At 59.9% G+C, this 19,530-nt stretch carries 13 protein-coding genes; 1 reads left to right on the forward strand and 12 read right to left on the reverse strand.

Going from position 1 to position 19,530, the window contains the following annotated elements; genetic code table 11:
• Positions 1-207: 207 nt before the first annotated feature.
• Entirely contained in the window at positions 208-2,211 is a 2,004-nt protein-coding gene (locus AC0L2L_RS24930) for a class I tRNA ligase family protein (protein WP_473582021.1), read from the reverse strand.
• 169 nt (positions 2,212-2,380) lie between these two features.
• Positions 2,381-3,844 carry a lysine N(6)-hydroxylase/L-ornithine N(5)-oxygenase family protein gene (locus AC0L2L_RS24935; RefSeq protein ID WP_473582023.1) on the reverse strand — a complete coding sequence of 488 codons (1,464 nt, stop codon included), beginning with the start codon at positions 3,842-3,844 and terminating at the stop codon, positions 2,381-2,383.
• 1,354 nt (positions 3,845-5,198) lie between these two features.
• On the opposite strand from AC0L2L_RS24935, the gene pyrE reads away from it, so the two are divergent.
• Positions 5,199-5,795, forward strand: coding sequence for an orotate phosphoribosyltransferase (pyrE, locus tag AC0L2L_RS24940; RefSeq protein ID WP_473582024.1), 597 nt, complete (start codon positions 5,199-5,201; stop codon positions 5,793-5,795).
• Between the two features lie 589 nt (positions 5,796-6,384).
• Here the strand turns inward: pyrE and AC0L2L_RS24945 are convergent.
• The 10 genes from AC0L2L_RS24945 to nifH form a co-directional block, all read right to left on the reverse strand.
• Entirely contained in the window at positions 6,385-7,551 is a 1,167-nt protein-coding gene (locus AC0L2L_RS24945) for an NAD(P)/FAD-dependent oxidoreductase (protein WP_473582026.1), read from the reverse strand.
• 797 nt (positions 7,552-8,348) lie between these two features.
• A complete protein-coding gene (locus AC0L2L_RS24950) occupies positions 8,349-9,239 on the reverse strand; it encodes a universal stress protein (protein WP_473582028.1) in 891 nt (296 codons plus the stop codon).
• A gap of 99 nt (positions 9,240-9,338) precedes the next feature.
• Positions 9,339-10,124, reverse strand: a complete 786-nt coding sequence (locus AC0L2L_RS24955; protein WP_473582030.1) for a response regulator transcription factor — start codon at positions 10,122-10,124, stop codon at positions 9,339-9,341.
• Between the two features lie 24 nt (positions 10,125-10,148).
• Complete coding sequence (locus AC0L2L_RS24960) at positions 10,149-10,628, reverse strand: NifX-associated nitrogen fixation protein (RefSeq protein ID WP_473582032.1); 480 nt, start codon at positions 10,626-10,628, stop codon at positions 10,149-10,151.
• 16 nt (positions 10,629-10,644) lie between these two features.
• Positions 10,645-11,142: a nitrogen fixation protein NifX gene (nifX, locus tag AC0L2L_RS24965; protein ID WP_473582210.1), complete on the reverse strand. Its 498-nt coding sequence runs from the start codon at positions 11,140-11,142 to the stop codon at positions 10,645-10,647.
• The gene (gene nifN / locus AC0L2L_RS24970) at positions 11,108-12,490 is read right to left on the reverse strand and encodes a nitrogenase iron-molybdenum cofactor biosynthesis protein NifN (RefSeq protein ID WP_473582033.1); all 1,383 of its coding nucleotides are present in this window, start codon (positions 12,488-12,490) and stop codon (positions 11,108-11,110) included. The genes nifX and nifN overlap by 35 nt, the downstream gene beginning before the upstream one ends.
• Positions 12,491-12,499: 9 nt before the next feature.
• Entirely contained in the window at positions 12,500-13,990 is a 1,491-nt protein-coding gene (gene nifE / locus AC0L2L_RS24975) for a nitrogenase iron-molybdenum cofactor biosynthesis protein NifE (protein WP_473582035.1), read from the reverse strand.
• A gap of 56 nt (positions 13,991-14,046) precedes the next feature.
• A complete protein-coding gene (gene nifK / locus AC0L2L_RS24980) occupies positions 14,047-15,588 on the reverse strand; it encodes a nitrogenase molybdenum-iron protein subunit beta (RefSeq protein ID WP_473582212.1) in 1,542 nt (513 codons plus the stop codon).
• 127 nt (positions 15,589-15,715) lie between these two features.
• Complete coding sequence (gene nifD / locus AC0L2L_RS24985) at positions 15,716-17,221, reverse strand: nitrogenase molybdenum-iron protein alpha chain (RefSeq protein ID WP_473582036.1); 1,506 nt, start codon at positions 17,219-17,221, stop codon at positions 15,716-15,718.
• 100 nt (positions 17,222-17,321) lie between these two features.
• Positions 17,322-18,218, reverse strand: coding sequence for a nitrogenase iron protein (gene nifH / locus AC0L2L_RS24990; protein WP_473582037.1), 897 nt, complete (start codon positions 18,216-18,218; stop codon positions 17,322-17,324).
• Positions 18,219-19,530: the final 1,312 nt, after the last annotated feature.

Genomic DNA, 19,530 nt, shown 5'->3' on the forward strand with positions numbered 1-19,530 from the left:
GTCGGAAATTCCGCGATGCCGAAAAAGTTGGTCAGCGCAGTGGAGCCCTTTCGGGATTTGCCGCACGAATGGCAGGCGCTGAAAAGCTGTCAACCGAGTACCTCCAAGGCGCGTGCTAGCGTCTCGACGATATGCTGGTTAAGGCCGGTGGTAGCGAGTAAAGCATCGGCTTTGTCGGAGCCCAAATCTGGTCAAAACTTCGATAGGCTAATATGCCTCCTCATCATTGAGAACAGGAATGCCTGCTCTGCCATAGAACGTCAGCATAGGTCCGAGATCAAAGGTCGTTGCGGGCGCGAGCCTCTGGACCGACCGCGGCCATGTTTCGGTTGAGATGCCGTCGATGCCTCGCGCGAGCGTGCTGGCAAATCGCGGCATCAGGGGCGCGAGTGTCTGCGCCAGGATCGCAGCGGCTGTAGCCTGAAGCGCGAGCGAAGTCCGGGTGCGGGCGGGATAGAGACGTCGCGCCGCTTCATAGTCTTGCGCCTGTCGGTAGACTACACAATCGTTCACGAAATCGCAGGCCTGCGCGGCCGCGCGCCGGACGGAGAAGCCATCATCCGAATAGGCGCGTTCCATCGCCGCGCGATGGATCTCTATCCGAGCAAAGAAAGCGCGATCGGCGGGAGCCCAGTCGCCTGCGTCGGGCACACAACCGCCAAAGTCCTGCTTGATTTCGCCGTGCAGCGCATCAAGCCAATTCAGCCAGATCCCTTGGAACACCTCTCTTTCGGTGCGGCGTAGCGCGTCCAGCGTGAAGTTCGTCCGCTCACCTTCCGGGCGTGTCAGGCCTAAATGCAGACGCACGGCGTCGACTCTCTTTGGGCCCAGAACCTCCTTGCCCCAGACCGCATGGCCGCGGCTGGTCGAGAACTTCTGGCGATCGAGCAGGTAAAACTCGTTCACATGATAGCGAATCCGCGGCGTCCAGTGGGAGAATACCTCGGCATAAAGCGCGGGATAAAGTAGCGCGTGGTAGAACGAATTGTCGAAGCCGAAGAAATGGACGATCTGCCAGTCATTGCTGGGCGCCGCCGCATTCCAGTCTTGACCGAGCAATCGAGCTAGCGCCTGGATGTTGTAAAGAAATCCGAAAGCCATCTCCGGCCAAACCCAGATCACCTGCCCCGGGAGCCCTTCGGCCGACAGGCCCCAGTCCGAGGGGTGGGTAATGGGCACGGAAAAGTCGCCACGTTGGCGTACACGCGCGAAAAGGGCCATGAGCCGAGCGGGGGCGCCCGACGCCCTTAAATGCCGATCGATATTGTCGTAGTGCCGTTCCAGCGCAAGTTCAGCACGACGCGCGGATCCGACCATCGGCCCCTCGGCCGAGTGCCGCGATTTGGGCGTACCCAAGTCGTGGCATAGGTTAGGCGCGCCGCACTCCTCGCAGGTGTTTCCGCCAGCCCAGCCGCCGCAATCGGGGCAGAGGCCGCTTACATGCGTTTCGTAAAGGTAGTCGCCTGTCACTGCATCGAAAAGCGCAGCGCTCTGGCGCATGTCTACCGCCGAGCTGCTCAGAAGACTACGGAAACACGCGGCTTGAAACTCTGCATAAGCGCTATCGCCCAAAGTGGAGAGGAAGCTATGGACTTCACAGTCAAGAAGCGCAAGCGTGGCTCGAATCTCGTCGGCATAGTGGCGCGCCACCTTTGCAGGCGTCGATCCATCGGCATCGGCACGCGTCACAAGGTAGCTCTGGTAATCGTCGCTCCCAGTCAGATGGTAAGCTTCGGCCCCTTTCATCCGCAGGAAACGCGTGTACACGTCGGCGCCAAGATAAGGGCCGGAAAGATGCCCTAGATGCAGATCTCCATTGGGCGTCGGCGGTGTGGAGAAGACGAAGATCGGTCCGCGCGGAGTCGCGATCCGGGTAGCGGCTTCGAGGGCGGCCTTGCCGTCGCGCCAGTACACATCGGTGAAATTTAGGTCTTCGTCCCCATCGTTGTGCAGCACATGCGCTTCAAAAGGGTGGAACAGAACGACATCGCCGGCCGCGACCGGGATTTCCGCAAGGTCGGTCCTGACCTTGCCCGCTCCAGACAGGACCACGAAGGCCTCGATTTCGTCATGCCGATGGGGTTCGGATGTGACGCCCGGTGTCACCTTGCCGAATGAAAACCCGATGCCCGCGCTGCCCGTTCGAAGCGTGGCCATGTCGATACCGAACGCCCGCGACAGCTCGGTTCGAGAAAACGTGTATTTGCGCATGACGACCTCAGCCGTTGAAGCAGTGGTAAGGCAATCGGCTCTGGTCAGGTTGTGGGTCGACCGAAACGGCATATGGGCGACGCCAAGTACGTCTCGCTCTCCAGCCTCCGCTGCAGTGAAGGCGGAATCATTCCTTGGATGCCACCGCCAATGGTGCGCAGTCGCCCGGTCATATCCCGCTGCCTATTTCTTCCGCGACGGTGTCGGACCAGCACTCTACTGAGGTAGGGCCGATGAAGCCGGGATGCTCGGGGTTGGCGCGCGGCGCGCGCCCCAGAAGACTGTCGAGGATGCGACGCGCTCGCCAGGCCAGCAGGCTTAGATTCGGATCAGCCAGCCCGCGCTGTTCTAGGCTTGCGTTCTGTACGAAGATGCGGCTGTCAGGCGGTCCGTCCCAGCACACCGAAAAATCTTCGCGAATAGCCAATTCGTTGTCGATCTTTTCAAGCCGGTTCACCATCGGTTCCAAGAAGCCTGGCTCCGCGTTATCGTAACCGGTGGCCAGGATGACGATGTCGGCCGTGACATGTTCGACCACCTCCATGCCGTGCTGTAGGGTGAGTCTGTGACCCGCGCCGGCGTTGATGCAGTGCGAGACAGTGCAGCCCGGCCGCAGTCTGATTTCGCATCGGTTTGGCTCTAGAAACGCGTGGCGGTATAGCGCCTGGTAGATCGCACGCAATGTGCTTTCCGAAATGCCGTCCGAAGCAAGCACGAAGCGCCGCAGGAACAGCTTGCGCTGCGACTCGCCCATTGCCGCGAACCGATCCGAAAAGCAGGGCATGAACAACTCGTTTGTGAACGGGCTGTTGTCCATGGGCAGGTAGTTTTCGCGCTGCGAGACCCAGGTGATCGATTGAGGCCGCCGTTCTTTAGCCAGACCAACAAGGTGCAGCAGCACCTCGGCTCCGGACTGTCCCCCGCCGACCACGCAGACATTGCTATTGTGCACCTCAGGATGAATGTGCAGCAATTCAGATGAATGGAACAGGTTGCGTCCAGTCCAGCCCTGAAACTGAGGCGGAATATGCGCCTGCTTGCCAATGCCGACCACGAGGTTTCTGGCGCCGAGAACCGCCTTATCGGTGCGCACTCGAAACTCGCCGTCAAAGCGGATTTCGCGCACCGTCTCGCCGCCGCGGACAAGCGGGTTCCTGTAGAAGGCCCATTTCAGGTATTGCTCGAACTCAGCTCTGAGCACGGCTTCGAACCGTGCATTGAGGAAGTGGTACAGACGCCCGTTCTCATGCAGGTAGTTCACGAAAGTGTAGGCTGATCGCGGGTTCACCAGCGTGACCAAATCCTTGAAGTGGCTGACCTGGAGCTCCGAGGAATCGAATGCGCTGCCTGGGTGCCAGCGGAAGTCGACTTGCCGATCCAGGAACAGTGCCCCTTGCCCAATTTGCTCGTGCATCTGGCACGCAAGGCTCAGATTTGACGGCCCAGCTCCCACTCCAATGCAAGAGAGCTCCACTTGTCTTGCTCCTTTAGGTGCTTTCAATTTAGGCGATGTTCGCGAGGAATATCGGATCTGGCGATCGGCTTCAGTCTCCACGCGGGCGATCTCGACCTCGGTGCCGCTGTATTTCCTGGATTTTGTCCCCGCTTTCGTATGGTCGGTTATGAAGTCCATGGATCCCGGCCGAGTGATGAGAGCGACACGCATGTCCACGACTTGTGGGCGTGGACGGGATCGACTATCTCCGCCCGCTTCGATGATCCCGTCTCGGTCGGCGAGCTGCTTTCCAACCTTATTCCGAGTTTTAATCGGCAAAGTCGCCCGCCTCGACCTGATGCGCCGACCCCGACCGAGTTGGAGATCAGCGAGGGCGCGGTCTCGAATGCGGCGACGTGAGCCTGCTCATAGGGGCATCCGCTCGATGTTTTCGGAAAACCCCCGCATCAAACGTGCCAAAAGGAAACTTTCATGAAAGCAACGGTTGGCGGGTCGTGATCCTGTCGGGTGTCCGACAATGAGGGGGAAACCTTGCGCCGGTAGCCGATTGCCACGTGGCCGTCCTCTTGCCGGGAGCCGGTAGCTAATCGGGCAGCTCCGCATCGGAATTTTCTCTTAGGACGGCCAGCAACCCAGGTTCACGCACTGTGGCGCGGAAAAGGCTCTTGCCACTTCTCGCGGCCGGAATCTGAAAAGGCGCCTTCGGAAGCCGGGGTTTCAGGAGGACTCTCCCGTCTTGCGGAAGATGGAGAAGAGATCCGGATGTCGAGACGCAGAACCCAGCTAAAGGCGGTCACACCGCTATGTCGAGGCGGTGTGCCACATCCTGCAGCACCACGAGCCTGACGGTGCTCGTGTGACCAGCGAGACACGTTCGATCCGCAGCTTTGTCGAGGCTGCCCCCAGGCGGGTCGGAAGGAGATATTTTGGGAAGGCGACGGCGACGTTAACGGGTAGGGCAGCAGGAATAACCAGGCGCTGATCCAAAAAGACAAACTTGCTTCGGGCCAATCGAGGTTGGACCTGGTGATCGGTCGTCAGACGAAGCGAGCCGAAATGTTGCGCCGCGTTGCTGATGGACGAAATTCTCGCCGGCTCGAACTTTACCGCCTTACGAGGAGGTTGCACGAAAAGCGCGGCCTTGCCCACTCGTCGCCAGAAGAGGGCCTACATGGCGCCGAAACGCTCGCCTCATGTGCAACCTGGTTAAGAAGCTGGCGCAACGGAGCCGAGCGAGGCAGAATTCGAGGGGACTATGATGAAAGCGCCCAAAATCTCAAAGAGACGGCCCGCGGCGAGAAAACCCGTGCCTGGCCGAGATCGGGCAAGGGTAGCCAAGGCTACCCAGCCGTGGCGAGGCCCGTGCTCACGCTTTAGGCACCCAATAACGATAACGGAAAAATCTGCGCGAAACGGTCGCACCGGTATTGACATTAATTGACACACCCCGCGAACACTTGCATAAGCCACATAGCGGTAGTGACTAGGTGCATGCCGCACCCAAATTTTCCCTACGGGCGAGGTCTGATCTATGGCGGCACTGGCGAAATTCAGACCAGTTGATTCCGGCCAACACGACAAGGACGAACTCCGCGAGATTGTCCGTGAGCGCTCTTTTCGATACGGACGCTACACGCTCTCGTCGGGCGTAGAGAGCGACATCTATTTCAATATGAAGCCTACCATGATGGTGGCGCGAGGCGCGCAACTTGCCGCTCTTGAGTTCCTAAAAATAGCTAAGCAAGTGAAAGCAGAGTACGTCGGCGGACTTGAAATGGGAGCGGTCCCCGTAATCGGATCGATGGCAGCTGTCAGCTCCATGATGGACAATCCCATAAACACGATCTTCGTTCGCAAGGCTCCAAAGGCCCATGGCACAAGGGATGTGATTGAAGGTCTTGGGCCTAAAGAAGATCTTCAGGAAAAAGTGGTCCTGATCGTTGACGACGTTGCCACAAGCGGCAAGTCGATATTGAAGGCGATCGAAGAGGTTCGCCGCGTCGGCGGCATTGTGAGTGACGCTGCTTGCCTCGTGGACCGTGACGAGGGAGCTACGGCACTGCTAGCCCGACATGGCGTCACGCTGCACTCCGTACTGCATGCGAGCGAATTTGTGGAACGCCACTGACAATCTCATACAACGTCTTTCCGGCGACCTAGCCGTGCAGGACATTCCGCCGCTTTGCAGTGAGTGCAGGCGCCTCGCGAGTAAGAGCGATTGCCCTTGCCCATCCTCCCTGCTTTTGGTGCAACATATGCTCGCTGCCGTTCACCAGCGGCTTGAAGCTATTGACTACCTCTCAGAGCAACGCGCCCTAAGCCTCAAGGCTTTTGCCGGCTATCTGGCGACGGTCGTTCGAATAGCTTCAGAGAGAGGCGACGCGGCACCCTGGATTGATCTAGCAACCCGGTTTAGCGCTCTTTTCGTTCCCCACGAGGTTGCCCATTAATCTCGCCGCTTATCGCTTTTTCGTGGAACGAGCAGCCCTCGTCGGCAAATGCGTCATCGATCGCGAGCGGCATGCCGGCGCATATACGAGCGTAAAGGCGCCGGGCAGCCGATGCTGAATCTCGAACGTGATGACGCCGATTGGCGCGATGCGCGTCGGCTCGGGGCCTCGTGCCCAAGCATGGTGCGTTCCTATTCCGCGGCATCATACAGCAGGACAGAGGGGCGCGCTGTCCCGCCAGCTTGGCAGTAAGTCCTCGGTGCGCCCTCAGATCACATTCAATTCCCGGAACGCCCTTCCCTCGGCCACACGGCTGTACCCGAACGCCGTGCAGTCGACCGTGCGATAGGCGCCATGCACGATGAGCTCGGCGAGCGATTTGCCGACCGCCGGCGCCTGCTGCAGGCCGTGTCCGGAAAAGCCGTTGGCGAAGAGGAAGTTCTCGACCTCCGGATGCGGCCCGATCACCGCGTTCTGGTCGAGCGTGTTGTAGTCGTAGTGCCCGACCCAGGCGCGCGTCGGCTTGATCGCCTCGAAGGCCGGGATGCGGGTGGCTAAAACCGGCCACACCACCTCTTCGAACAGCGGCCACTCGACCTCGAAATCCTTCGGATCGGGCGCATGATCGCCTTCTTCCGGCTCGGCGCCGCCGGTGAGGTAGACCGAGCCCTCCGGCCGCACATAGATGCCGGAGGGATCGACCAGCAGCGGCATGTCGGCATATTTTTCGCGCGCCTCGAAGACGAAGACGTTGCGCTTGCGCGGCTCGACCGGCAGCGCCAGCCCGGCAAGAGCCGCCACCTTGCCGCCGTTCGGGCCGGCGGCGTTGACGATAATGCCGGCTTCCAGCGTCTCGCCATTGTCGAGGCTTACACCGGCGACGCGGTTGCCTTTGCGCGCAATGCCGGTGACCGACGCCGTGATGAAATCGACGCTCTTGTCGCGAAGCGCCTTGCGGAACAGCGTCAGCATCGCATGCGCGTCGAACCAGCCCTCGCCGGTCCGGCCAAAGGCGCCGGCGGAAATGCCTTCGACCGAAAGCCACGGGAAGCGGCGCGCCAACTGCTCGGCGTCCTCGAGCGAGATATCGGCGTCCTCGGCGACCTGCGCCTCATGATTTGCCTTGAGGATCGGCAGCCCGGCCTCGCCGGCAAGGATGAGATAGCCGCCCTCGCGAAAACCGATATCGGCATCAGCGCCGAAGGTTTCCTTCAGCCGCCGGAACAGTTTCAGCGTGAACTGCGACAGGCGGATGTTTTCAGGGATCGAGAATTGCTGGCGGATCGAGGCACAGGACAAGGTCGTCGCCGCGTGGGAAAATTGCGGATCGCGTTCGACCAGCGCGATAGAGCCGGAAAATCCCTCCTCGCGCAGGTAGTAGGCGACCGAGGACCCGACGATGGCTCCTCCGATGATGACGATGTCGTAGCGCATTTTTTCGCTTCTCCAATTCTTGAGCATGACCTGAAAGCCGGTTTTCGGAAGAATTCGTGCTCCAATTCAAACAACCGGCAGGATGATCTCGAAGCGCGCAACGCGCTCAACCAGGCGGATCCTGCATCATGCGCTGAGGGCCAGCGATGCCGAGGCAGGCATGCGGGTGCCGCCGAAAATCGCGGCGTGCGGTGAAGAATGGCTGGAAAATGCAGGTCCGATTGCTGGTCGAAATGCCGCGCCCTGGTCTCTCTCCAAGTCATGGCCTTGCCGCCCCGTCGCCGCTGTGATTGAGAGCAGCGTGGCGCCAAGCCTCGCCGAATTGTCGTTGAGATTCGCGAGATCGTCGCATCCTCGGCCGACATGCGCAGGCCGGTCTCTCCGCCGGCCTCGACCCGAAGTGCCGGCCTGTCCTGGGGGGCAACATTGCCGGGCGGCTGTAGTCGACGTGCTTTCGCCAATGCGCGAGAGCAGGCGGCGCACCAGCAGATTAAGCCGCCCCGCGTCCGTCACGGTATTGTTCGAAAACCGCCGCCGCTTGCCCGCATCCCTTGCGCTGCCGGGTGGGCGGAAAAAGACCTGCCGATCCAGGAACAGTGCCCCTTGCGCAGTCTGTTCGCGCACCTGACACGCAAGGCTCAAATTGGATGAGCCAGCACCGATAGCAACGCAAAAGAGCTCCACTTATCTTGCTCCTCTGGGACTCAGCGGGATGTTCGCAGCGACCCGCAGTGGGCATTACGAATGTCACAGGCAAAGTAGAGTTTCAAACAGCATCGGTGCGGCTCCGGAACGGGTCAGCGCGCCAAAAACAGCGGCAATGTCGGCTTCTCAAAGATCCATCTGGTCACGCCGCCGCCAAAGAGCCGCTCGCGCAGCCGACGGCTGCCATAGGCGCCCATCACTATCATGTCGGCAGAAATGTCGGTTGCGTGCTGCGCAAGCACCGTGGCCGCCGATTTGCCGGCACTTGTCAGTAGGTCAATCGACACCCGAGCACCGTGCCGAGCGAGATGGGCAGCGATGTCGGATCCAGGCTCCGCGCCCTTCCCTTTGTAGTTGGCTTCCGGATCGACCAGGGCGACACGAACCTCCTCAGCAACGCATAGGAGACCCAGCGCTTCACGAACCGCACGGGACGCCTCGACTCGCTTATCCCAACCGACCAGGACGCGTTTTGGCCACAGCGTCGCCTTAGCACCCTTAGGCACAACGAGCACCGGTTTTCCCGTATCGAACAAGCAGCCGTTGACCGCAGGAGGTCCGAGGTTCTCGTCGTTGACGAGCTCTGGTCCGATAATCGTGAGGTCACCGCAGAGCGCCCGCTGTCGAGCCACTTCACCGAGGCTGGCCGGATCATAATGGTCAGTGTCAACGTCATAGGCGAGCGACATGGATTCCAGCAGTTTCTGGATACTTTTGGAGCGTTTTTCCCGTCTGATCGCGTCTTGTGTAAGTTGATCGATTTGCCGACATTGATTGTTCAATCTGGCAATTGCCTGTCCTCGTCCTACCGGCCACTCGAGGGTACCATCTCCGATCCACCGATGCGACATAAGGAGCGTCGAAGGGGTTATAATTAGTACGGAAAGGTGCGCGCCGATTTCCGCACACAAGCTGGCAGCAGTTCTGACATCATGATCGGAATGGTCAGCGCCGGTCAGACAGAGTACGGTTTTAAAGCCCATTTTCCTGGTTCTCCCTGAGTATTCGTTGAGGGCGTTTCAGGCCGCAAGACCGGCTCACAGCGCGAGGAAAAGAGAGTGGCACCACACCCGGGACCTGATTCAGCCGTCCAGCTTCTCGAGCGAGTAGCCGGCCGACCTGACGGTTCGGATGACGATATCGGTCGAGGGCTCCAGCGCCCTTCTAAGTCGACTGATGTGAACATCGACTGTGCGTTCACCGACGTGGATATTGGGCGGCCAGGCAGCTCCGATCAGCTCGTCCCGGCTGAAGACCTTGCCGGGAGTCTCGAGCAAATGCCGCAGCACGTTGAACTCGATCGGTCCGAGATGGATCTCCTTGCCATTGCAGTAAACCCGGCGGGCATCGAGCTTCATCTCAAGGCTGCCAAAAGAGAGACAGCGGCCGTTTCCGCTCCTATTTGAACCCGGCTGCTTCGCCGGCCCCAGCCTTGCCCTTAGGCAATCCAGAAGCTTGATCGGGCTTAAAGGCCGCGGAATGCTCTCATCAATGCCTGCCTTCAACAGATCGAGGTACTGGTACTCGGCGCCGGCCGCGATCAGGGCAATGACGAGCAGTCCGCTGGTCCTGGGCTCCCGTTTGAGCCGAGCGCAAATTGCGGACCCGGTAAGGCTCGTTGACCCGCAGTCCAGCACCACGGCCTGGAAGTCGCAATCGTCGAACATGCCAAGCGCTTCCTTGGCGCCGCGTGCCGGCTCACTAGCGAAGCCGTCCGCCTCCAGTATGTGGCTGAGGAACAGATACAATTCTGCATCTTGCGAACAGATCAGGACGCGTGGCTTCATCAGGGCTACCCCGAGAACCAAATTGGCCTCGACCGCGTTGGCCGCGTGGGCTGGCCATCGCGGCTCCTCAAGGCCTGACATGATCCTCTTGCTCGAAAATCGGTTTCATGCCCGTGCCACCTCGGGATAGGCGTCGATGGCTGCCATGGCATCGTCGACCAGTTTCGTACCGGCCGCGGCGAGTTTGCAGAACGTCTCGAAGCCGAAACGGTGGACGTCGCGCAAGGTCTTGGACAGAACAACCAGCCGCCCGGCGTTGAAAAGCACGCGGCCGAAGCCCTCATGGCTCATTTCGATCATCGGCGATGCCATCAGGCTGGAGCGCTCCTCGATCGCAAGGGCGACGGCAGTGTAAAACTTGTCGAGTCTCCACAGCACGTCCGGATCGGGATCGCCGATGATTGGAATCGCACGGCGCTGTTCCTTGCTGACGATGAAGTCGGCCAGCAACTCGGCGTCCGCCTTGCCGTCCCAGGACCCGTGGGAATCCTGAGCACGGATCAGTCGCGCGAGGCATTTGACGAACGGGCTGGCAAGGGCCGCCTCGTCGTCGTTGGCAGCAGGGCTGATCGCGACTTCAAACATTTCGTTCTTCCTCGTTTCAGTCCTCGTCCTCGAACGAGGGTTTCTTTTCGGCGACACCAGCGTCGGCCAGCACCTTGCGCAGCCACGGCGGAGGACATGTCCTCAGCATCATCTGCGTGCGCAACAGCACCTCTTGGATGGTTTGTGGCTGCGGCACCTTGATCGGATGGATTTTTGCCGAAACAACCTTGGCTGCCGAAGGCCCGCCGATGGCCAGACAAAACAGCAGCTGGCACCCCTTCAGCGCCTCCACCTTTGGCGTGATTCGGTCATCGCCCTCGGTCCGATGCTCCCCGCTCTCATCGGAAACGTCATCGAAGGCCAAGGCTTCCACGAGATGCCACTCCTCGCGCGTGACGTCGTAGACAGCAAAGCGCTTGGCCGACCCGAAATGCGCATCGAGATGCTTCATGTCTTGCGTGGCGATGGCAACGCGCAATGCGCCTGCTCGTCTTTCGGGCATCGGTGCGTGAATCTCGTCAGTGACGAGTGAGAGGCGACGAACGGAGCTCATCTGGCATTTCTCGTTTCCGGAATGGATCAAGCGCCTCAGGGGTCGGCGCGTGCTGATTGGCCTGGAAGATGTTGGCAACCTCGAAGATCAGGTCGCGGGTTCCCTGATAGAGGATCGTGAGCTTGTGCTGGCTGCCGAGCCGATCGAAGATCGGGAAGCCGACGCGCATGAGCGGAATGCCAAGGCGTCGCGAGGCCTGGCGACCGTGGGAGTGAGTAACGAGAAGATCCGCGCCCGCGGCAAGAGCTTCCAAATCGCCGAGATCGCCGATCTGAACCCACTCCGCCGGTACTTTTTGCAGAATCTTCGACATATCGGTCGTGGTGACCGCCGCCGCGATTTTGGAGCCCATTCCGGCGAAGAACGTTGCGAGTTGATAGAGTTGGTCTGGTTCAGCAGCGATCGCAATTTTCTTGCCTCCGAAATGAAAATGTCCGTCGAGCAACGCGTCCTGCAATTGCGCCCGGCGACGGCGCACCCGGGCCGGCACCGCCGCGCCCGAAACCCACGACAGAAGTGAGACGAACCGGTCGACAGCCTTCAATCCGGTCAGCGACTGCAACACCACGTAAGGCACGCCGGTCAACCCGTGCAGCATTTTCGCTGGGTGGCGCATGTGCTCGCCGATGGCGATGCATTGCGCGGCCGTGCCCAGCTCGCGGATTTCCTCGACGCTGGTGCCGCCACAGGTGGTCGTTATCCAGCGGTCAGGAACCGTACCGTCGAGCGAGCGGGAGACGTCCGGCAGAATAACCGGCTTGAGCCCAAAACCTTCAACCACGTCACGCAAATGCTCGACGTCAGCGACAGTGAGATTGCATCCGGGCAGGATCGCGATCTTCTTCGGCTGCCTCGTCCGTTCACCCGACCCTGTAATCCCTTCGATCATCGCCGCGACAGCTTTGGCCCAGCCTGCTTCGATCGCGCCGTCAAAATCCGGCGTGTTGGCCAGCACGACCTCCGTACCCGCGAGCTCTTCCGCGTGCTTCAGCTTGATGTTGGCAATATCGCTCGCGCAATCTTCGCCACGGGTCTCCACCAGCGCGGTCGTGCACACTCCTATCAGCTTTGGTTTGGTGCGGGTTTTGAGGTTGAGGATCGCCTCTTCCAGATGGTCCGCTCCGCCGAGTATGGTGGCCACCTCGTCCATCGCCGTTGTTTGCAAGGGGATCGCTTCCTTGAAATGACGCACAAAGAGCACCAGCGCGAAGCTGGTGCAGCCTTGGCTGCCGTGAAACAGGGGCATTGCACCCTCGACTCCGAGAAAAGCGAGGGCGGCACCCAGCGGCTGTGACGACTTCAGCGGGTTGACCGCCGCTGATTTGGTATTGCGAAGGACGCTGACCATCGGATTTCCTCAACTCTCGGCTAAGCTGTCAGCCGTCGCGCCGGCGAATTCATTGAGAGCGTCCACACTCGGGGTCCCGTTTTTCGTGCTTGCCAGATCGTCCTTCACGGCAGGCTGGCAATCCCAGGGCGCCGGCCCCCGCACCTGGCTCCAGATCGGGTTATGAATGGCGAGGTCGATCTGCCGTACAAGTTCCACCATGCCATCATAGCCGGCATAAGGATGTTGGCGTTCCTGATTGATATCGAGCCAGGGTGTCTTGGCCTTCAGGGCGATAAATTGCGTGCGCCCGCCCGACAGCATGATGTCGGCCTTGCCTTCTGAAAGCATGGCGTAAAGATCGCGCGCCGCCATCTGCTCGAACACGTGGTTCTCGTCCTTGAGGATCTGTTTGATGCGTTCCTTGTCTTCGACTGTGGATTTCTTCACCGAGGTGCCGACAATCTCCATGCCGATCTCCATCAGCGCGTGGACGACTGACCACGACTTCACACCGCCTGTATTGAGCAGCACGCGCTTGCCTTGAAGCCGCCGGCGGTAGGCCTCGAGCTTCTTCCACGCAATCGCCTCCTGATCAGCGATCAGCGTTTCTGTGCGATCGAGGATCTCCGCATCGGCGCCCTTCCTGACTAGCAGCTCAGCTATGTTGCGAAGTGCTTCCGAGGTATCGGTTATGCCGTAGAAGGAGCCCTCGACGAACGGGATGTCCCAGCGCTCCTCCATCTTGCGGGCTAGATTGATAAGTGCGCTCGAGCACACCATCATAGCCGCCCGGGCGCGGTGCGCGGATGCAACGTCGATGTAACGCGCATCGCCCGGAATGCAGGCGCGCACCCGGATGCCGAGGCGATCAAGCAGCGGCTTCACCAGCCAGAATTCGCCGGAGAGGTTGAATTCGCCAAGGATGTTGATGTCGTATGGCCCGGCGTCGTCTGGTTCCACCGTGCCGATGACATGATCGAGCAAGGATTCGGCGGCGAGTTTGTTACCGAGGTTCTTGGAGCCGGCCAAGCCCGGCGCATTGATCGGCACCACGGCCAGTCCGAATTTTTCGGCCGCGCGTTTGCACACGGCCTCGATATCGTCCCCGATCAGCGCGGTCACGCAGGTCGAATAGACGAAGACTGCCGGCGGTGCATATGTTTCCTTGATCTCGCGGATCGCCTTGAACAGCTTCCGCTCGCCCTGCCCCATCACGACGTCGAGTTCGGTGAGGTCGGTCGTGAAGCTTGTCCGCCATAGGGTTGGCCCGGACGAAGCTGCGCCTCTGTTGTCCCAGGAATTACCCTCGCAGGCGAGCGGCGCATGGACCAGGTGCGCAACATCGGTGATCGGCTGCAGGACGATCTTGGCGCCGTCAAAGGCGCAGCCGCCAGCTGCCGCCCCGGGGGTCAGCGGCTTCGAGCAGCCCTCCTTGCGCGCCTTGGCATCCTTGCCGCGGTTTTTATCGCAGGCAGGCTCGTCGAAAACGTCCTGGATCTTGGCACTGAGCGAGGTCATTGCGTCAGTCTTTCCATTGGCGACGGGCGACCACGGCGAAAAGCCGGCACCGGCTCTTAGCGGGTGAGGTCATAGGAATAATCCGTCACGCCCGTTTCGCTCGTGTCGCGATCGAGCTTGTCGAAAATCTTGTCGAGGATCGTCGTCAGCACGCGTAATCCACCCTGGTAGCCCATGAGAGGAAAGCGATGGTGATGGTGCCGGTCGAAGATTGGAAACGTCAGCCGGATCAGCGGCGTGCCGGTGTCACGCTCCAGATACTTGCCATAGGAATTGCCGATCAGCAGGTCCACCGGCTCTGTAAAGAGCAGCGAACGCATCGCCCAGAGATCCTTGCCCGCCCAGACCTGGGCATCCTGGCCGAAGGGCGAGGATGCAAGCAATTCCTTCATCTCGGCCTCCCAGGCCGATGTGCCGTTGGTCGCGAGGCAATGTGTCGGCTCGCCGCCGGTCTCCATGACGAAGCGGGCCATGGCGTAGACGAAGTCCGGATCCCCATAGATTGCGTACTTCTTGCCGTGCAGCCATGACTGGCTGTCCGCCATGGCGTCAACCAGTCGGCCGCGCTCCATCCGGATTGTCTCGGGGATCTCCTTGCCGGATATCGCCGAGACCTTCATCAGGAATTCGTCGGTCGCCTGGACACCTAGCGGATAATGGAAGGATGCCCTCGCCTGCCCGACCTCGTCGCAATAGTCCAGCGTCTTGCGGGTGTTGTAATGCTGGAGAGACAGTGTCGCCTCCGCGTTGAGTGCCCCTTTGACGTCTTCGATCTTCGTGCCTCCGTCATACATGCGGTATTCGCCGTCCGACGGCGTGTCGAACTGGTCTGAGGCGTCCTGAATGACGGTATAGGTGACACCCATCAGGTCGAGGAGGCGCTTGATTTCCCGGTTGTTTCCGACGCAGAATCCGTCGAAGCCTGGAATGATGTTGATTGTCCCAGCGGCTTGCGAGCGCTCGCTGCCCTTCCAGAAATGCTCCAGCACGCCCTTCACCATGCCGTCATAACCATCGACATGGCTGCCGACGAAGGCAGGCGTATGAGCGAATGGCACGTCGAAGTCGCCCGGGACCGAGCCTTCGTTCTTGGCGTTCTCGATGAAGCTGCGCAGGTCGTCGCCAATGACTTCAGCCATGCAGGTGGTCGAGACGGCGATCATCTTGGGGTCGTAGAGCTTGTAGGTATTGGCGAGCCCGTCGACCATGTTCTTCAGGCCGCCAAACACTGCCGCGTCCTCGGTCATCGAGGAGGAAACCGCTGACGACGGCTCCTTGAAATGTCGCGACAGATGCGAGCGGTAGTAGGCAACGCAGCCCTGGCTACCGTGGACGAAAGACATGGTCCGCTCGAAGCCCGCGGCCGCGAACACCGCGCCGAGCGGCTGGCAGGCCTTGGCGGGGTTTATGACAAGCGCCTCGCGAGCGAGGTTCTTTTCGCGGTATTCCCAGGTCTTGGTCAATTCGCGTTGGTCGGTGACGATCTGATCCGGGTGCGGACATTCGAAATTCAGCTTCTTCTCGGCAAGCATTTGTCGGTATTCCGGCTCGCGGAACAGGGGAGCATGGTCGAGCACTTTTTCGGCCGATTGCGGCATGGTGGTCACCTTTTCCATCTGGCCGCGCCAAGCGGCAGCACAGGGACATCAAGACGTTAAGGGCCCCCGCGGATCGAGCGCGCCCCAAGCATTTATCGGCCTCCCTGGCTGGCAGAGAGGCAAGTCCTCATTCGGCGGCGACCGCCGTCGGCGGGGCGTCCTTCATCTTCTTCCACGGCGCGCGGTAGAGACCCCAGACCGGGTTGTTAATGGCCAAATCCATGTCGCGGGCGAAAATGGCGAAGCCGTCATAGCCGTGATACGGGCCGGAATAGTCCCAGGAGTGCATCTGGCGGAACGGGATGCCCATCTTCTGCACCGGGTACTTCTCCTTGATACCGGAGCCAACGAGATCAGGGCGGATGCCTTCTATGAACTTCTCCAGCTCATAACCGGTGACGTCGTCATAGACGAGCGTGCCATTCTTCACGTAATGGCCGGTGCGCTGATAGTCGTCGTTGTGGGCGAATTCGTAGCCGGTGCCAACGATCACCATACCGAGGTCCTCGTAGGCAGTGATGACGTGACGGGGGCGCAGGCCGCCAACATAGAGCATCACCGTACAGCCTTCGAGGCGCGGTCGGTACTTGGCGGTGACAGCATCGACCAAGGGCCGGTACTTGGCGATGACCTTTTCGGTCTTCTCCTCGATTTCCGGCCCGAAATGCTTGGCGATGTTGCGCAGGGAGGTCTCGATCTGGGAGGGGCCGAAGAAATTGTATTCCATCCAGGCGATGCCATACTTTTCCTCCATGTGCCGGCAGATGTAGTTCATCGACCGGTAGCAGTGGATCAGGTTGAGCTTGGCCTTGGGCGCGCGCTCTATCTCGGCGAGCGTGGCGTCACCCGACCAGTTGCCGACCACCCGAAGCCCAATCTCCTCGAGCAGGATTCGCGAGGCCCAGGCATCGCCGCCGATGTTGTAGTCGCCGACGACGTTGACGTCATATGGGCCGGACTCGAACTCGACATCGTCCTTGTCGAAGACCCAATCGCGGATCGCATCATTTGCAATGTGGTGACCAAGCGATTGTGAAACGCCGCGGAAACCTTCGCAGCGCACCGGTACAATCGTCTTTTCGTGCTCCTTGGCCTTCTTGCGCGACACTGCCTCGATATCGTCCCCGATCAGACCGATCGGGCATTCGGACTGCACCGAGATGCCCCCACTGAGTGGAAACAGGTCCTCGATCTCGTCGATGACCTTTTCCAACTTCTTGTCGCCGCCGAAAACGATGTCCTTCTCCTGGAAATCGGAGGTGAACTGCATTGTCACGAAGGTGTCGATGCCCGTCGTGCCGACGTAATAGTTGCGGCGCTGCGACCAGGAATATTGCCCACATCCGACCGGCCCGTGCGAGATGTGGACCATATCCTTGACCGGGCCCCACACCACCCCCTTGGAGCCGGCATAGGCGCAGCCGCGGATTGTCATGACGCCCGGAATGGATTTGATGTTCGATTTGACGTCGCATTCGGAAAGGCCCTTGTCCTCCGCTCCGGCCTCGTCCTTGCTCGTTGCGACACTGAGGTGCTTCTTGCGACGCATCGCCGCCTTGTTCGGATATTGGGACAGCACATCTTCGATAAGCTTCGCATGCAAAGCGCCGTCATTCTCATAGTCGAGGCCCATTGGACCTTCCCCTTTCAAGGTTCGGGTAACGCCTCGCCAGGAGGCCTTGTTCGTAGAATGGGGCGCCAGGTCAGGTCGGCGCCCCTTTCGGTAGCGGCGGTTACTGAGCGACGGCCAATTTCGCTTCTTCCTTGGCTTGAAGCTCGGCAAGCATTTGCTCGTCCGTCTTCATGATGCCGAAGTCGAGCAGCATGTCCTCGAGCTCCTCCATGGTGATTGGGGTCGGGATGGTGCCCTGGCCCGAATTGAGATGGATCTTCTTGGCCAACGCGCGGTACTCCCCTGCCTGTTTGGAGTCCGGCGCATACTGGATTACCGTCATCTTCCTCAGTTCGGCGTGCTGGACGATGTTGTCGCGCGGCACGAAGTGGATGAGCTTGGAATTGAGCCTGGCGGCCAGCGCCTCGGAGAGGTCGAGCTCGCGGTCGGTCTGGCGCTCGTTGCAGATCAGCCCACCGAGCCGCACGCCGCCCGAATGGGCGTATTTCAGGATGCCCTTGGCGATGTTGTTGGCGGCATAGAGCGCCATCATCTCGCCGGACATGACGATGTAGATTTCCTGGGCCTTGTTTTCGCGGATTGGCATCGCGAAGCCGCCGCACACCACGTCGCCCAGCACGTCGTAGGAGACATAGTCGACATTGTCATAGGCGCCGTTCTCCTCAAGGAAGTTGATCGAGGTGATGACGCCGCGGCCGGCGCAGCCGACACCCGGCTCGGGGCCGCCGGACTCCACGCACTTGATGTCTTTGTAGCCGATCTTGAGCACGTCCTCGAGTTCGAGGTCTTCCACGGAACCTTCCTCGGCGGCGAGGTGCAGAACCGTATCCTGCGCCTTTGCGTTCAGGATCAGGCGGGTGGAGTCGGCTTTCGGGTCGCAACCGACGATGAGGATCTTCTGTCCGAGGTCGACCAGGGCGGCGAGCGTGTTTTGAGAGGTGGTGGACTTGCCGATGCCTCCCTTTCCGTAGAATGCGATCTGACGCAGACCTGACATGTTGCTTTCCTTCCTTCTTTCCATCCATAGCGGCTACCCGCGACTTGAAGTCCGGTCGGCAGAACCCGGCGCCTCGCACCGATCGTCTCAAAACTCGTGCCAATTTGGCTGGTTGGATCGAAGAAGAAATTTTATGGTTGCTTTTCAGCTATTTAACATTTGGCAAAAATATTAAATTGGCTAAATACACTTGTGTTGCGGACTCGACAAAGGGGACAGAAGATGTCGGATGGCGTAGTGGGCATGAAGAGCGGTTGTGGTCGTGACGCCCTCGTCCGTGGCGGCGCGGGCGTAACCGGTTAGCCGATCCGACTTGTAGAACTCGGTGAACATAGAGATTCGTCAGCGTCACCAGGCTCGCCGCGCATTTCGGATAGCCCATATTCTTCGTCTTCAAGCCAACCGACTGGATCAGTTTCTGGTAGGTAATGTTCGCGACCCGCAACGCTGTGTTCGCCTCGCTTCAGGCGTCGACAACGCTTGCACATTAGGTCAGGCAGGCCTTCGCCAGCGTCGTCGCCCTCGGCAAGAAGCTCGGGCGTTCGCGTGATGAGACCGTGATTGTGTGGACGACCTCCTCGGGTGTGAGGAAGGACGCACCAGCGAGAAAAGCGCTATGGGTATCGAGGGGGCGCCGCTTCGTAGAGGAACCGGAATTTGCGGGAGAAGATCAAAAGAGCGCCGTCATTAAGATAATGGAAGAGTGTCATTCGTGGCATTTACCCGAGGTGCCCACGAATTGTATGCCACCGCTTGGCGAGCCAACTTTTTCATGAACTTAGCGACACAGCGAAAGTTGCGATTTTGGCGATAGGTACGGTACGCCTGGCGCTCTTGCTTGCCGTGAAACCATGATCGCCGTCACAACGAAGTCGTACGCTTCAATTGCGGTGCCAATTCTTTCCTGCGATATTGGCGAGGGGAAGCGGGCGATGATTAAAGGCTCAATTGCTGGATGCTTGTTGGTTCTGACACCGCTGCCGGCATTGGCCGGCGATTTCGGTGGTCTGAAGTTAACTTCGACGTGCGACCAATATAACGAGTCATCAGGTCGAACCGCGCCGGCTTCGTAGACGACTTGATCGTCGGAAAAGTGCCGCAACGGGCAAAGACTACCAATCCCACCGCGTTGACATTCAAGCGTGTGTTGCAGCGACGTTCGCCCCACGCTGCGTGACGGCAACAACATCCATCCGCGAAGTGTTGGCCGCTTGCATGGTTATGGTAGGCAACTAATCGATGAGGGCAGTATCCCGTGCCTATGGCTGTTGAAGCGGTTTGGACGAGCAAAGAGATTATCCTCGCGATCATC

This window comes from Mesorhizobium sp. WSM4832 (genome assembly GCF_055811115.1).

Excerpts from the sequence above, each read along its gene's own strand:
- AC0L2L_RS24930 (WP_473582021.1), bottom strand. The coding sequence starts at position 2,211 with ATGCGCAAATACACGTTTTCTCGAACCGAGCTGTCGCGGGCGTTCGGT.
- AC0L2L_RS24935 (WP_473582023.1), bottom strand. The coding sequence starts at position 3,844 with ATGGACTTCATAACCGACCATACGAAAGCGGGGACAAAATCCAGGAAA.
- pyrE (WP_473582024.1), top strand. The coding sequence starts at position 5,199 with ATGGCGGCACTGGCGAAATTCAGACCAGTTGATTCCGGCCAACACGAC.
- AC0L2L_RS24945 (WP_473582026.1), bottom strand. The coding sequence starts at position 7,551 with ATGCGCTACGACATCGTCATCATCGGAGGAGCCATCGTCGGGTCCTCG.
- AC0L2L_RS24950 (WP_473582028.1), bottom strand. The coding sequence starts at position 9,239 with ATGGGCTTTAAAACCGTACTCTGTCTGACCGGCGCTGACCATTCCGAT.
- AC0L2L_RS24955 (WP_473582030.1), bottom strand. The coding sequence starts at position 10,124 with ATGTCAGGCCTTGAGGAGCCGCGATGGCCAGCCCACGCGGCCAACGCG.
- AC0L2L_RS24960 (WP_473582032.1), bottom strand. The coding sequence starts at position 10,628 with ATGTTTGAAGTCGCGATCAGCCCTGCTGCCAACGACGACGAGGCGGCC.
- nifX (WP_473582210.1), bottom strand. The coding sequence starts at position 11,142 with ATGAGCTCCGTTCGTCGCCTCTCACTCGTCACTGACGAGATTCACGCA.
- nifN (WP_473582033.1), bottom strand. The coding sequence starts at position 12,490 with ATGGTCAGCGTCCTTCGCAATACCAAATCAGCGGCGGTCAACCCGCTG.
- nifE (WP_473582035.1), bottom strand. The coding sequence starts at position 13,990 with ATGACCTCGCTCAGTGCCAAGATCCAGGACGTTTTCGACGAGCCTGCC.
- nifK (WP_473582212.1), bottom strand. The coding sequence starts at position 15,588 with ATGCCGCAATCGGCCGAAAAAGTGCTCGACCATGCTCCCCTGTTCCGC.
- nifD (WP_473582036.1), bottom strand. The coding sequence starts at position 17,221 with ATGGGCCTCGACTATGAGAATGACGGCGCTTTGCATGCGAAGCTTATC.
- nifH (WP_473582037.1), bottom strand. The coding sequence starts at position 18,218 with ATGTCAGGTCTGCGTCAGATCGCATTCTACGGAAAGGGAGGCATCGGC.